Source organism: Mesorhizobium sp. WSM4848 (assembly GCF_055811375.1).
The window spans coordinates 54474-68455 of sequence record NZ_JBVVPX010000024.1 but is presented as its reverse complement, the minus strand read 5'-3'; the positions used below and the strand labels follow the sequence as shown (position 1 = coordinate 68455).

At 61.3% G+C, this 13982-nt stretch carries 15 protein-coding genes; all 15 read right to left on the bottom strand.

The genetic code is table 11. The features are described from left to right. Window positions 1-395: 395 nt before the first annotated feature. Window positions 396-713, bottom strand: coding sequence for a hypothetical protein (locus tag AC0L16_RS21225; protein WP_473623036.1), 318 nt, complete (start codon window positions 711-713; stop codon window positions 396-398). A gap of 82 nt (window positions 714-795) precedes the next feature. Continuing rightward, the gene (locus AC0L16_RS21220; protein WP_473623035.1) at window positions 796-2106 is read right to left on the bottom strand and encodes an HlyD family type I secretion periplasmic adaptor subunit; all 1311 of its coding nucleotides are present in this window, start codon (window positions 2104-2106) and stop codon (window positions 796-798) included. After that, window positions 2106-3860: a type I secretion system permease/ATPase gene (locus AC0L16_RS21215; protein WP_473623033.1), complete on the bottom strand. Its 1755-nt coding sequence runs from the start codon at window positions 3858-3860 to the stop codon at window positions 2106-2108. Before AC0L16_RS21215 ends, AC0L16_RS21220 begins: the two co-directional genes overlap by 1 nt. A 90-nt stretch (window positions 3861-3950) precedes the next feature. After that, entirely contained in the window at window positions 3951-5342 is a 1392-nt protein-coding gene (gene eglC / locus AC0L16_RS21210; RefSeq protein WP_473623032.1) for an endo-1,3-1,4-beta-glycanase EglC, read from the bottom strand. Window positions 5343-5493: 151 nt separating this feature from the next. Beyond that, a complete protein-coding gene (locus AC0L16_RS21205) occupies window positions 5494-6315 on the bottom strand; it encodes a D-glutamate cyclase family protein (protein ID WP_473623031.1) in 822 nt (273 codons plus the stop codon). 181 nt (window positions 6316-6496) lie between these two features. Further along, a complete protein-coding gene (sctT, locus tag AC0L16_RS21200; protein ID WP_473623030.1) occupies window positions 6497-7312 on the bottom strand; it encodes a type III secretion system export apparatus subunit SctT in 816 nt (271 codons plus the stop codon). A 9-nt stretch (window positions 7313-7321) separates the two neighbouring features. After that, window positions 7322-7591 (bottom strand): EscS/YscS/HrcS family type III secretion system export apparatus protein, encoded by a 270-nt coding sequence (locus tag AC0L16_RS21195; protein ID WP_287205261.1) that lies wholly within the window; start codon window positions 7589-7591, stop codon window positions 7322-7324. 18 nt (window positions 7592-7609) lie between these two features. Beyond that, window positions 7610-8263, bottom strand: coding sequence for a type III secretion system export apparatus subunit SctR (sctR, locus tag AC0L16_RS21190; protein WP_473623029.1), 654 nt, complete (start codon window positions 8261-8263; stop codon window positions 7610-7612). After that, window positions 8256-9440, bottom strand: coding sequence for a type III secretion system cytoplasmic ring protein SctQ (sctQ, locus tag AC0L16_RS21185; protein ID WP_473623027.1), 1185 nt, complete (start codon window positions 9438-9440; stop codon window positions 8256-8258). The genes sctR and sctQ overlap by 8 nt, the downstream gene beginning before the upstream one ends. Beyond that, window positions 9382-9870 carry a hypothetical protein gene (locus AC0L16_RS21180; RefSeq protein ID WP_473623026.1) on the bottom strand — a complete coding sequence of 163 codons (489 nt, stop codon included), beginning with the start codon at window positions 9868-9870 and terminating at the stop codon, window positions 9382-9384. The genes sctQ and AC0L16_RS21180 overlap by 59 nt, the downstream gene beginning before the upstream one ends. Then, window positions 9857-11215: a FliI/YscN family ATPase gene (locus AC0L16_RS21175; protein ID WP_473623025.1), complete on the bottom strand. Its 1359-nt coding sequence runs from the start codon at window positions 11213-11215 to the stop codon at window positions 9857-9859. The genes AC0L16_RS21180 and AC0L16_RS21175 overlap by 14 nt, the downstream gene beginning before the upstream one ends. Continuing rightward, window positions 11212-11832 (bottom strand): type III secretion system stator protein SctL, encoded by a 621-nt coding sequence (sctL, locus tag AC0L16_RS21170; protein ID WP_473623023.1) that lies wholly within the window; start codon window positions 11830-11832, stop codon window positions 11212-11214. The genes AC0L16_RS21175 and sctL overlap by 4 nt, the downstream gene beginning before the upstream one ends. Before the next feature lie 5 nt (window positions 11833-11837). Continuing rightward, window positions 11838-12461 carry a SctK family type III secretion system sorting platform protein gene (locus AC0L16_RS21165; protein WP_473623022.1) on the bottom strand — a complete coding sequence of 208 codons (624 nt, stop codon included), beginning with the start codon at window positions 12459-12461 and terminating at the stop codon, window positions 11838-11840. Further along, the gene (sctJ, locus tag AC0L16_RS21160) at window positions 12458-13255 is read right to left on the bottom strand and encodes a type III secretion system inner membrane ring lipoprotein SctJ (protein WP_473623087.1); all 798 of its coding nucleotides are present in this window, start codon (window positions 13253-13255) and stop codon (window positions 12458-12460) included. Before sctJ ends, AC0L16_RS21165 begins: the two co-directional genes overlap by 4 nt. Before the next feature lie 51 nt (window positions 13256-13306). After that, window positions 13307-13966: a hypothetical protein gene (locus AC0L16_RS21155; RefSeq protein WP_473623021.1), complete on the bottom strand. Its 660-nt coding sequence runs from the start codon at window positions 13964-13966 to the stop codon at window positions 13307-13309. Window positions 13967-13982: the final 16 nt, after the last annotated feature.

The window sequence follows — 13982 nt, the reverse complement described above, 5'->3', positions numbered from 1 at the left end:
CGCCTCGCGCCCACTTAGTGCGGTAAACACCGGCATGCCGGAAATGTTTCCGAGTCGGGCCAGAAAAATATGGCTTTCCCGTCCGGAGTGGATCTGTGCCGCCCCGCCATTCGGTACTGTGCCCCCCGGGCGCAACGCTCGCACGAACCTCCAGCGATGCCCTCGACCGCGATTTTCAGCTTTCCTCGGCACAGTGATTTTGACAGATCGGCGATCGGCAGTGAACGTCGAGTCAGCAGCGAATCGCAAACCTTTGAGACTAGCGAATGCATCCCTCCCTTTGTCATCCTGGGGCAAGCAAGGAGCGAAGCGACGCGGCGGAGACCCTGGGATGACGAAGGCATGGTGGCCTGTGGCTAATCCCCAGCGTCAGAGATGATGGCAGCCACCGTCAGTCAAAGACCCATCCCCTGTCCAGAGGAACTGGCGCCGCTTGTGGACGGCTTGTCTGTGTTCCATTCCACCTGGCGTGCCCGCGCTTCCTCGAAGATCAGCTTGAACTCCCGCATCATCGCGCTCTCAATGGCGAACGCGCTGCTTGGCAGGGCGCCGGGGTCTTCCTGATTGTTCTGGAATTGAAAACGGGCCTCCAGTTCGGCCCATATTCGCTCGGAAGTCGCGTCGAGGCCGGCAAGCAGCGCGACGACCAGCGCCAGAGTCTCTCGCTGGGCATTGAGCCGCCCCTCGATCTCTTCATTCGTCAACTCGGACATGTGGGACCGCTTCCAGTTTTAGGCGAAACGGCAAAATCGCGTCCTTGTTCCGGAATTCAGCTCGTCGGCTCGCCGAGAGAGCCTACTGCTCCCTGAAAGCTCGCTGGATCTGATCCGCCAAGGGTTTCACGAGATAGGACAGCATGGTGCGGGTGCCGGTCGAAAAGAACACCTCGACAGGCATGCCTGGCGCCAGGGCCACGCCCTTGAGCCGGCTAAGCTCTGTGCGCGGTAAAACAACATGCACGGTGTAAAAGCCGGTGCCTGTTTTCTCATCGACATTGAGATCGGCGGAAATCTTGCTGACGGCTCCGTTCAGTTCCGGCGTCGTTTGCTGATTGAATGCCGACAACCGCAGGGTCGCGCTTTGCCCTGGCGTCAATTGATCGATGTCTTGGGGTGCCACGCGCGCCTCGACGGTCAGGTCGTCTGTCACCGGGACAATCAGCATGATGAGCTCGCCCGGAGAAATGACGCCACTGACCGTGTGCACGCCAAGCTGATGAACGACACCGTTCTGCGGACTGCGTATATCGATGCGTTTGAGCTGATCTTCGGCCGAAACCTTGCGCTCGACGGATTCGGAGATCTTTGCCTGGACGTCACGCAGTTCGCTCGCCACTTCGCTGCGCAAATCCTGGTCGATCTGGATGATCTGCAAACGGATTTCGGAGGTACGACCCTTTGATTGCGCAATGGCCGCAGTCAGTTGCCCGTGCTCACCTTTGAGCCGCACGGCATCGCGTTCAAGCGCAGTGATGCGATCGATCGAAACCAGCTTGCGTTGCCACAGGCTACGCATGCCTTCGAGCTCAAACCCGATCAACTTGATTTCCTGGCTCTTGGCCTCTCTTTGCTCGGTCAAGCCGGAAACTTCTTCGGCAAGCTGCGCAATGCGCTCTGCCAACTGAGCCTTCTGACCGGAGCGCGCCTGTCGGCGAAATTCGAACAGAGATTGCTCGCCGGCCATCGCCCGACCAATCTCGGGGGCATCCTGGCGTGACACAAGCGAAGCTGGAAAGCTGATGCTTGCTTTGCCGTCGCGTTCGGCCTCAAGGCGAGCCAGGCGCGCCTCGAATTCGTCCAGGCTCTTGGTGACGATCGCCAGATTGGCCCGGGTGATGGTCTCATCCAGGCGGATCAAAACCTGGCCCGCCTTTACCGCATCGCCTTCTCGGACGAGGATCTGACCGACCACGCCACCGGTGGGATGCTGCACTTTCTTGACGCTGGAATCGACGACCAGCTTTCCAGAAGCAATAACAGCTCCGGAAAGTTCGGTGACGGCGGCCAAGCTCCCCGCCCCGCCGACCAGCAGGATGCAGGTTGCGACACCGCCAAGCAGATAGCGTCGAATAGTGCGATCGGCCGCGAATATCGTGCGTTGCGCCATCAGGATGCCGACTCCTCAAGCCCGGAAACGACCTTCAAGGGAACGCCGGCTGGGCGGGTGATCTTGCTCAAGATCTCATTCTTCGGGCCAAAGGCCTGAATACGGCCATTCGCCATCACGAGAACCTGATCCAGGCTGGCCAGCGCGCTCGGCCGGTGTGCGACCACGATGGCAATACCGCCTCGAGCGCGAACACCCTGGATCGCCATCGTCAACGCGGCCTCGCCTTCCACATCGAGGTTGGAGTTAGGCTCGTCGAGAATAACAAGAAACGGATCGCCGTAAAGAGCCCGGGCAAGCGCCACCCGTTGCCTCTGGCCGGCCGAAAGCGCCGACCCGGCCTCGCCGATGCGCGTCTCGTAGCCATTCGGCAGGTGGATGACCAGATCATGAACGCCGGCCGCGCGCGCAGCCGCCAGTATCTTGTCCGAGGGCGCCTGCGGCTCGAAGCGCGCGATATTCTCGGCAATGGTGCCGTCGAACAGTTGCACATCCTGCGGCAGATAGCCGACATGGCTGCCCAGCTCTTCCGGCGACCACTGGTCGAGCGTTGCGCCATCCAGCCTGACGGTTCCGCGGATCGGGAGCCATATGCCGGCAATTGCCCGAACCAGCGATGATTTTCCCGAAGCGCTTGGTCCGACGATGCCGAGGCCGACGCCCTTTTCCAGTGCAAAGGTGGCGTCCTGCACGACCACACGGCGCTCCCCCGGCGGTGTGACACTGATACTTTCGACCGAAAGAGCAGATCTCGGCGCAGGCAGCGAGACACTTGTCGCAGTTTCGGGAAGCAGGACCAAAAGCTGGGTCAGCCGGGTCCAGGCCTGGCGGGCGGTGACGAAGCCCTTCCAGTGGGCGATAGCCAGTTCGATCGGTGCGAGCGCCCGGCTCATCATGATCGAACTGGCGATCATGATGCCGCCGGTCGCTTGCTGATGGATGACCAGATACGCGCCGATCGCCAATATGCCCGATTGCAGCATCATGCGCAGGATCTTCGCGATCGTTGCGAGCGTCCCGGCAAGGTCGCTGGCCGTTGCGTTGGTGTTTAGATAATCAGCGTTGACGCTGGACCAGCGCTCGGCAATGCGCGAGCCAAAGCCCATGGCCTGCAGAACCTCGACATTGCGGCGCGTCGCTTCGGCAAGTGTATTGCGCGCTGCCGCTTGACTGTTTGCCTTTCTGGCGGGCTCTCTTGTGCGAATTTCGGCAAGCAATGCCAGGCTGAAGAGAATGACCACGCCGGCCAGCGCCGTCATGCCGATCCAGAAATGGAACAGGAAGCAGATTGCGAGATAGAGCGGCATCCATGGCAGGTCGAAAAGCGCGGTCGGACCGGCGCTCGACATGAACGATCGCACCTGGTCAAGATCACGCAAGGATTGAAGGCCGTCGCCTGCGAGCTTGGTGCGCAGCGGCAAACGCATGAGGGCGGCATAGACCTGTCCGCTCAAGCGCGCGTCCAGCGCCATGCCGATGCGCACCAGCAAACGCGACCGGATGAGTTCGAGAACGCCCTGAAAGACGAAAAGCGTGCCGGCAAACACGGCAAGCCCGACGAGCGTCGGCACGCTGCGGCCGGGTATGACGCGATCGTAGACCTGCAGCATGAAGAACGAGCCGGTCAGCGCCAGAACATTGACGACGCCGCTCATCAATGCAATTCCTGCCAACGCTCGCCGAAACGCGGCCAGAACCGCCGCGAGTGTCGTCCGCGGCGGTTCAGGTGGAATGGGATGCGACGTCGGCTTCAAATCAGTTCCAGTTCGGTCTCAGGCAGCAATGACGCGCCCGAAATCAGGCCTGATGACGAAATTGTCGGTGCCGAGCCCATCTGTCAAATGTTAGATAATCCAATCTTGCAACGCATAGGCATGGATGTAGTCGATCTGCATTTCCGCAGGGGTCGCGAGCCCGTCGGCGGGCGCTCCCGCTTGGCCACCGATCCCCATATTCACCAGCATATACATCGGGTCATGCATGTCGGCAGGCGTTGCGGCACGAGCGACTTCGACGTCGTCGAAATACCAGACGAGTTCGTCTTCTGTCCAAAGCACGCCGTATGTGTGGAACCCTCCGGTATCCGCGGTATAGGCCGTCGAGCCCACTGTTGTATGAGTTCCCGTCGCGTTCGAGTGGCCTGTCAGGATGAGCTTGTTTGGATCCTGACCGAACATCTCGATGACGTCCAGTTCCGGTGGCCAGGAGCCGTCCTCCGGGAGAAGCCAGAAGGCCGGCCATGCTCCTTGTTTTTCGGGCATATCGGCCCGAATCTCAAAATAGCCGTAGGTCTGCGCGAAGGATTCGTAGGTCGTCAGCATACCTGACGTGTATTGGTAATTATTTATATAGGGCCGGATCGCCTCAGGAGCCCGGGCGGCGGTAATCGTGAGAACACCGTCCTCAATGCTGAACGGATTGACGGACCGTGTCGGGGCGTAGTCGGTATCGATGTACCATTGAAGATCGTTTGTGGTCGTGAGCGTGCTGCCGTTCGCGGCCCCCCACCAGTAGTTCGAATCCCAGGTGCCGCTCGAGCCGTTCCACAGGTCCAGCGTGTCGAACTCGTCCGAAAAGGTGAGTTCCAGAGCCGACCTGTCCACGGCCAGCTTGAACTGGCTTGCGGTGAAATCGCCGATGGTCTCGTTGGCGAAGACGAGAAACTCGCTATCGGACAGATTAAGTCGGACGTTCGCTCCCGACTGGACCATGTTGGCGCGCACCTCCTCGAAGGAGGTGAAGCCGTAGCTCCCGACGCGAACCGTATCCGTCGCGCCAAGGTCCAGGATCAGATCACTGCCGTTGCCGGGGTTGACGACGAAAATGTCCGCCCCGGATCCGCCCTTGAGCACGTCATCGCCCTTTAAGCCGTCGAGCGTCTGTTGACCGGAGCCGCCGCTAACGATGTTGTTCAGCTCGTTTCCGAAAGCATAGCGTTTGTCGCCGGTGACCGTCAGGTTCTCGAAATTGGCTGGGAGCTTGTAGCTCATCCAGGTCGAGATGGTGTCCACCCCCTCGCCGGACAGCTCGACCGCCTTGTTTTTCGAGGAATACAGATAATAGATGTCATCGCCCTTACCGCCACGCATTGTGACGGTGACGTTGCCGTCCCCATACATCGAGTCGTTGTATGTGCTGCCATAAAGTGTTGAGCTGGAACTCGTCGCCGAGTACCACTTCACGGAGGACCCGCTGTAGGGAAGTGGAACGCCCTTGGCGTTCAGAACCGTGGCCATCGCGGTCTTTTCTCCTTTGTCTCGCTGGATAGCAGCCCTAACATCTATGAAGGGCAAAAGGAGCCAGCTCGTTTTGGTTTTCCACTTGGGAGAGTTAGCAAAAGCTTAACACGTCGTGGGACTATTTGCCGGCCCGAAGCCAGATGAACTGCTAGTAGACTTTGAAAGCGCCGGCATCGGCTCGTGCATCCACATCGGTGATCAGCATGTGCCCCGGCGATACCGTGATCGAGGTCGCCAGTTCGGCACGAGCAAGTGCATCCTGCGCGGTGATGCTGCTGGCCCAGAATACAGGGACCTCCCCGTCCATGATTTTCACCGCATCGCCCCAATCGGGAGCCATCAAGTCGGCTATTCCGATGAGCGTGGGATCTCCGACATGGATGGGAGAGCCGTGGGCATGCGGGAAGCGTGCGGTGAGAGCGCGAACCCTGTCGACATCGCAACGGCTTATCGGACGCATCGAGACGACCATTTCGCCACCAAACGGTCCGACGCGGCAAGTCTGGATCCTGGTTTTGAACTTGGGTGAGGCCCTGCCGCAGCCGATGCGGCTCAGTTTCTTTTCGGCAAGTGCAGCTTCGACGGTCAGCGAACTGCCGAGCGCGAAAGCGGCAAAATCATCCTGCCACAGGTCGATGATGTCCGTCCTCCGACGGGTCAGCTCGCCGAAATGATAGATGTTGTACTGGGGGGCATCGGTGCGGATGTCGATTTCGCCCAGCGCCGGGATCAATGGGCTGCCGGCGCGATTGACGCCGACCAATGGACAGGGTTTCGGGTTGCGGATGCAGAACTGGTGGAAATCGCTGGCAAAGCTGCGGGGCACAATCACCACATTGGCCTGGAGCTTGCCGTGCACCAGCCCCCCTGTATGCCCCTCATAGGCGCCCATTCTGACAAGCCTGCGCAGCCTGTCCGCATCGACCAGTCGCAGGTCCTCGAAGATCGGTGAAGTGGTCAGGCGAGCCATGGATTCCGAGCGCGTTTCAGAGACAAGTCGGGAGGGCGTAAGATCGTTGGCGGCTCGGCTGCTTGTCAAATCGTCAGAATCTTTCCTCAACGATAAATTGTATTTATTGGCCGGCCAACGATTGCTTCATCCTACGATCGACGCTTGCGCAAACCTTGCCTTTGTCCCAAGCTTCTTGCTGTCATTGACAGCTGCGGCAGCCGATCGCTTCTATCTGTCGGCCTGCCTCGTGCAGGAAGCCAAGGTCGCGCTCCATGTAGAAGAGCAGGAAAGCCGAATAGAGGACGAAGACGAGGCTAAACACCAGCGTCTTCACGATCAGCGAAAGCGCAAAAACGTTGAGGTGCGGCGAGGCGCGCGCCAAAAAGGCCAGCACAAGGTCGGACAACAGCATGCTGATGATGAGCGGGAAAACCAGGGTCAAGGCCATCATCAGAATGCGGTTCAGCAGATCGAGGAAGATGCCGGCTGCGTCCTTGCTGAACACCGGCAGAAGCTGGTCGATCGGCCACAGGCCATAGCTGTCGTAAAGGCTGGTCAAGGAAAGCTCGAGGCCGCCGGCGGCCAGGTAGACCGTAACCATGATGATGGCGAGCAAGGTGCCGGTGGCGCTTGTCTCATGGGTCATCATCGGATCGATCAGCGTCCCCATCGTCGAGCCGCGCTGCAGGTCCAGGATATCGCCAGCGGCCTCGGCCGCCCAGAACGGAATGCCCATCGCCAGCCCGAGCGTTACCCCGACGACGACCTCCTTGAGCATGTAGGCGACGATCATCGTCGTCGCGATGTCGGTGTTCGTCAGTCTGTCGACGATCATCGGAAAGACCGGAACCGCCAGCGCCAGGGCAACGCCGTTGCGCAGAAGGCCCGACAGCGGCACACGCGAAAAGAGCGGCATCAGTAGCATGAACCCGGTCATGCGGGCGAGCGCGAAAGCTCCCGCCAGAAGAAACAACTGAAGCTCCTTGACCGACGCGAAGAAAGGTTCGACCGGCATCCGCGCGCCTCAACGCGTGACGACGGGAAATTCGTCCAGCGCCGTCGAGGCCTGCTCGGCGATCTGCTGGCCAAGCAGTGGGCCGAAGACGATGATGACCAGCAGGATCACGACAAGCTTGATCGTCTGCGGCAGGGACTGGTCCTGAATTTGCGTCAGCGCCTGGGCCAGCCCGACCAGGATGCCGACGGCCAGCGCCGCGATAATCGCCGGGCCTGACGCGAACAGCACCGTCAGCAGCGCGCCCTGGACCTTCGCCAGGATGAAGTCATTGCTCATGCAAACCTCCCGGCGGCGTCAGACGTAACTCAGGATCAGGCCGTGCATCAGCCGCGACCAGCCATCTATGGCGACGAAAAGGAACAGTTTCAGCGGGACCGAAATGAGGACCGGCGAGACCATGATCATGCCGAGCGTCATCAGGATGTTGGCAACGACGATGTCGATGATGAGGAAGGGAAGATAAAGCAGAAAGCCGATTTCAAACGCCCGTGTAAGCTCGGACGCGACAAAGGCAGGAACAAGTATCGAAAGATCGTCGTCCTTCAGATTTTGTCGTACCTGTTCCGGCCACAGGCGGTTGGTCCCGTCGAGAAAGAACTGCCGCTCTTCCGGCTGGGTGAACTTGATCAGGTGCTGCTGCAATGGTTCCCTCGCCAGTTGCGCCGCCCTGGCGAGGTCGTCGGTCGTCTGGAACTGAACCTGCCCTTCCTGAAGCCGGTCCGACATCTCGCTCAGCAACGGCGTCGTGACATAGACCGTGAGCACCAGCGCTATGCCGTAGAGGACCAGATTGGGCGGCATCTGCTGGACGCCGAGCGCGTTGCGGATGAGGAACAGCACGACCGAGATTTTCAGGAACCCGGTCATGGTGACGACTGCCAGCGGCAGCAAACCGACAAAGCCGACGGCAATCAGGATCCCAAGCAGGTTGGGCGAATTGTCAAGCATTGTCGAACATGCGGGCAATCCGCACGCCCAGGCTCTCCCCAATCCGCACGATCTCGCCACGGCCGACGCGTTTGCCATTGGCGATGATGTCGACCGTCTCCTTCGTCACATTGGCGAGCGGAACGATGGCGCCGGGCGCAAGCTGCCTTACCTCGCCGAGCGGCATCGCCGTGCGGCCGAGCTCGAAGGCAAGCGCAACCGGCAGCTCGTCCAGAGTTGCCTCATCCAATACCTGGTCGGCATGCGGCGGCGTGTTTTGGTTCATGGTCCACTCCCATTTCGATCCAGCGATTGCCGTCGGCGCGGCAAGCAGTTGCGGCCCGCTGGCAGTCAGCACGGCCGGGGCATAAAGCCGCTCGGCAATGACCAATGCCGCCTCTTCCTCTTCGTCATCGAAGAGTACCACGTCCTCAGGTTGCAGACTTTGAAGCTCGCCAAGGCTGATTGTAAGCGCGTGGCGCCAGAGGCAGACGGGCAACGGGAATTCGGCAGGGACCGGGGGGCTCGCTTTGCCGATCGCGTCGAGAAATGCCCCGGCCCGCACGGCCAGATCGACGCTGTCGGTGTGCAAGGCGCAACCTATGGTTTCATCCTTGCCGGTCAGGGCGAAAGCCAGCGCGGTTTCGTCCAGAACGCTGTCTTCTTGTTCGATCGACGTAATAGTGATCGTCGCGCCGAGCCTGCTCTCGATCCATTCGAGATCTTTTTCGAATTCGGACTCCAGCAGCAGTGCGGCGTGAGCGGGCGCCAGCCGTTTCACGTCGATCAGCTCGTCAGCCTTAGCAAGACCCCGTTCGACAACAGAAAACGGCAAGCGCAATTTGCCCGTCGCGTCTCCGAGAGTGAACGCAATCGTGCACAACGGCTGGTCCTGACGGTTCGGCGCCGGCCAGACGGCCGCGATCGACATGGTTTTCCCGGCAATGGTGATCTGCGCGGGAGCACGGCGGCGGTAGAAGGCGTTCAATGCCACAACCTCCACGGCCGCAACAGATTCCAATGTCAGCGGCTCGCTAACGCTCGAGCCTGTGCGTCTGACCGGTTCTGCGCGCGCTTTCTTTTTTGCCGACGCCAAGGCCTGAGGCATCACACTTCCATATTCACGATCACGGATTGGACTATCGTTCTGTGGGCAAGCGCAGTGGATTGCGCTCGTCTTCCTCTGAAAGCTCGGCAAGCGCCAGGCTGCGACGCGCAGTGCGCTTGGTCAGATGCTGCAACAGCCCGTCCAGCTTCGTCACCGCCTTCATGCTGGCGCGATGATCGTTGCGGGCGGCCGATAACTCCGTTTTGCGTCGTTGCTCGGTGACGCCGGCCATCTTCTGGTTTTCCCGGAGCTGTTCGGTTTGCCTGGCGGCGTTCTCGAACTGTCCCTGAAGCCGATAGAGGGTGGCGGCCTTCACCGGTTGTCCAACAAGCGAACCGAATGCTGCATCCTCAGCGTCGACTGTGTGCTGCAGGTGTTCGCTGACCGCGGCGGCCGCCTCCCGAACCGCCCCGGCGGCCCGCTGCGCAGCGGCGTATCTCCTGATGACCGCCTCGTTTGCGCGCTGTTCACCGTGGCGCCTGAGGTCGCGCAATCGTGCGATCATGTCACGATCCTTCATTGACGATCCCCCGCATGCGTTCGCGTGTCTGCTCGATTGTCTCGTGGGTGGCGGACGGCTGTCGCAGGAAGGCGTTGATGGTGTCGATCTTCGCCACCGCCTCGTCCGCCACCGCATCGCTGCCCTTTTCGTATTCGCCGACGCGCAGCAGCAATTCGACGTCGGCGTAGCGGGCGAGCAACTCCCGCAAGCGGCCGGCGTCCGACCGATGCTCAGCCGGCACCACCGTGTCCATGAGGCGACTGCGGCTGCGCAGCACGTCGATGGCCGGGAAATGATTGCGCTGCGCAAGCTCGTTCGACAGAAAGACGTGGCCGTCGAGAAGCGCCTGGATTTCTTCGGCAACCGGGTCCAGCGTGCCATCGCCCTCCAGAAGGACGCTGTAGAGGCTTGTAATGGAGCCGACGCGGCCAGGCCCTGAGCGCTCGAGCAACCGGGGCAGAACAGCAAAAAGCGAAGACGGAAAACCGCGACGCGTCGGCGGCTCGCCTGAAGCAAGGCCAATCTCGCGCTGCGCACGGGCAAAGCGCGTGATGTTGTCCATTGCCAGCATCACATGCTTGCCCTGGTCGCGAAAATATTCGGCGATGCTGGTTGCCACATAGGCGGCCTTGACGCGCTCGATCGCCGGCCGGTCGGACGTCGCGACGACGATGACTGCGCGCACCAGCCCTTCCGGCCCAAGCTGATGCTCGATGAATTCGCGCACTTCACGTCCGCGTTCGCCGACAAGCGCCACCACGGCAACATCTGCATCGGTGCCGCTAACGATATCCGAAAGCAGGATCGACTTGCCGACGCCAGGCTCGCCGAAGATGCCGACGCGCTGCCCACGCGCGCAGGTGAGAAGCCCATCGAGGGCGCGGATTCCGAGCTGGATAGGCTCGGAAATCAAGCTGCGCTCCAGCGGCGACGGCGGATAGGCGTTGACCGGATAGCTGCCGGCAATGCCATCCGGCGAAAGCGGTTTGCCATCCAATGGCTCGCCGAACGCGCTGATCACCCGACCAAGCAGGCCGGGCCCGACGGGCACCGTTTGGGTCTTTCCGGTCGCAATGACCTCGGTGAGGCTTGAAAGGCCGGTGAGATCGCCAAGCGGAACAAGGATCGCCATCTCGTCCATGAGCCCAACGACTTCCGCCTTGGTCGCCGTGCCGGTCCTTGGATCGAGGAGTTCGCAGATTTCGCCGATCCGAACCTCCTCCACCGTCGCGTGAATGACCGTGCCGGTGACCCGCCGTACACGCCCTTTCCTGGGTCGGCTGGCATCGTCACGCAGGCCGGAACGCAGGTTCGGGACGATCGATGCGAGGCGGCTCTCGAGCTTGGTGGCGGGACTTGTCATGCCGCCGCCTCGGCCTTTGATGAAATCGCGGCGGCAATGGCGTCGAGCTGTGCCTCGATGCTGGCGTCGATGACGGCAATGTCGGTCAAAAGGATGCAGGCGCCCGTCGCCAGCGTATCGTCCGCGTCGATCTCGACCGTCATGCCCAGGTCACTCTCGCGCAGGACCGCGTTCAGTTCGTCGCGAACCCTGCTGACGGAAGCAGGATGAAGTCGGACCTTCAGATATTTGACGCGGCGAATTTCAGTGACGGCCTGCGCGGCCGCCTTGGCGACCAGCATGCTGGCGTCGAATTCTCCCAGCACGCGCCTGACGACATCGAGAGCCAGATTGACGATTTCGGCTTCCAGCCCACCGAGATAGCGGTCGACCTTGACCGCGGTCTCGCTGACCAAACGCGCGGCGTCCGTGTCGCCTTGCGCCTTGCCATCTTCATAGCCCTGCGCGTATTCGGCCGCATAGGCTCGCCGAGCGGCGTCACGCAACTGCTGCGCATCACGCCTGGCTTCGTCGAGAAAAGCGTGCCCATCCTGCCAGGCGCGTGCCTCGGCAGCGCGCAGGATGCGGGCGACGGGGCGCCTCGGCACGGCAGTGGTCGCTTTGCCCGGTTCGACCATCTTTGCTAACCCATCGCCCGTCGAACAATCGCCGGACCAGCTTCGGCAAATGGTTCGGCTGTCGGCTGGTCAACAAGCGCATGCGGCATCAGCTTGAGGCGGACCCGCATGCTGGTTTCGCCCCGCATCGCCTGACACCAGGCGCCAAGGCAACGCAGGCCGTCGGCATGGACACGACGAAGAATGTCTTCCAGCGGCTCCAACGGCTGCATAGGACCGGCCAGATCGCGGTTGGCGACTGCGAAAGCGCAGATTTCCGCGCCGAGTGCTGCCTGTAGCGCCGCGGCCTGGCGTCCATCGATGACGGGGGCCAGACTGCCGGCCCAGTAGATCGCGCCGGCGCGAAGCGCAAGGTCCTCCAACTCCTCACCCGACGACAAAGCAATCGCCAAGTCTATCTCATCGGCTGGTTCGTTGGAGACGGCGCCGCTGAGGCCGTAACGGTCGAGCAGAAGCTCTGACAATCGCTCCTGCAGGCGCTGCGACCGCAACATCCGCTCGCAGGCAGCCTCGCCAATCGTGCCGTCAAAGCACTGCGCCAGCCGGGCCGCATCCGCATAGAATGCGGGATTGGCCATGAATGCCTGCCATTCCGGGCTGGCAGTTTGCTTCGAGCCGGTCTGGATCATGTCTTCTTCACCGGCATGGCCGAAGCGTCGAGCGCGTAAACGCCGGGTCGTCGATACCACTGGACGTAAGCCAAGCGGGCAGCCAGCGCCAAGAGTGCCGCCGTCATGCCGTAAAACAGCCACATCGCGGCGGCGACGCTGTCGGGATGCAGCCAGAGGCCGAGGAACGTCGTGAAACCTGGCTCGCCGGTTGCGTGCTCGGGAACTGCCGCGGTCACCGGAATGAGCGTGACGGATACATTGTCATAAGTCAGCCCGGCGATGCCTTTGGCCACCAGCATCTTGACCTGCGGGATCAGCTCATTCATCGGAACGGATGCGCGATGCCGGATGAAAACGGAGGCGGACGACGGCACCAGCCGCTGCCTCAGCGGATCGTTTTCGGGCAGGACGAGATGAACGCGCGCCGAAAGCACGCCGTCGATGTCCGAAATAGTCTGCGACAGTTCCTGGCTCAGGCCATAAATCATCGTCGCCCGCTCTTCGACCGGCGAGGATACAAGCCCGTCTCGCTTGAACACGTCGCCGAGCGTCTGGAATTCCTGTTTGGGCAAGCCGCTTTCGTCGAGAATCGCCATAGCTTCGGCGAAACGGTCCTTCTGCACCGAAACCGTCATTTTGCCGTCCTTGCCCGCCACGCGTTGGGCCGGGATGCCATGACGCATCAGCGTGGCTACGATCTCGTTGGCCTGCCGCTGGTTGAGGTCGGAATACAGCTCGACCGAGCACGCCTGGAGCACAAGCATGCTCAGCACGACGAGCGCGACGCGGCACCGGACGCCGCATCGATTCACTAGTGTCGACCGCTGCGGCAAGGATATCGTGTGCACGAACACTCCGTAGGCTTACTGTTGCTTGATCAGCGTGCTGGTGGACGACGTAACGGCCGTTACGCTGCTGGTGACCACTTCGAGATTGGCGGCTGCCCACATCACCGAAATGGATCGTTCGAGCAGTTGCTCGGCATTTTTTGCGGTGGCGTTTTCGTCTTCCTTGCCTGACGGGGCCTTGCCTGACGGGGCGGTCTTGCTTGCGCCATCCTGCATGGTAGCCGTTTCAGCATTCACGGGAGCGTTTGCCTGGCCAAGCGCCTTCTGGACCTGCTGCATGGTCCCTTCCAGCGACTGAACCGCAGAACCGAACAATGCAGACGGATCCGTGAGCGCCCCGCCCCCAGCCTTCTCCACCTCGGCCAGATAGTCGAAGAGCTTGTGTTCGGCGATCGGCTCGGTCTTTTCCAGTTTGGAGGCCAGTTTGGAGGATTGTCCGGCCATTGCCGGATTGGCTCCCGAAGACGCCTGCGCCACCTGCTGGCCTGCCCGCGTGGCGACATCACCGCGTTCAGGCATACTAACCTTCGCCGCATCATGTTTTTCCTGATTGGCACCCACCATTCGGTTACCCGGCTGCGCTGTCGTGCCGGCGGTGATCTGCTGCTGCGAAGCTATGCTGGTGGTCAAGTTCGCCAGTGTGGCTTCCAGGGCTCCAATCGGCGCGATTTGCATGAACCTGCCCTCCTGC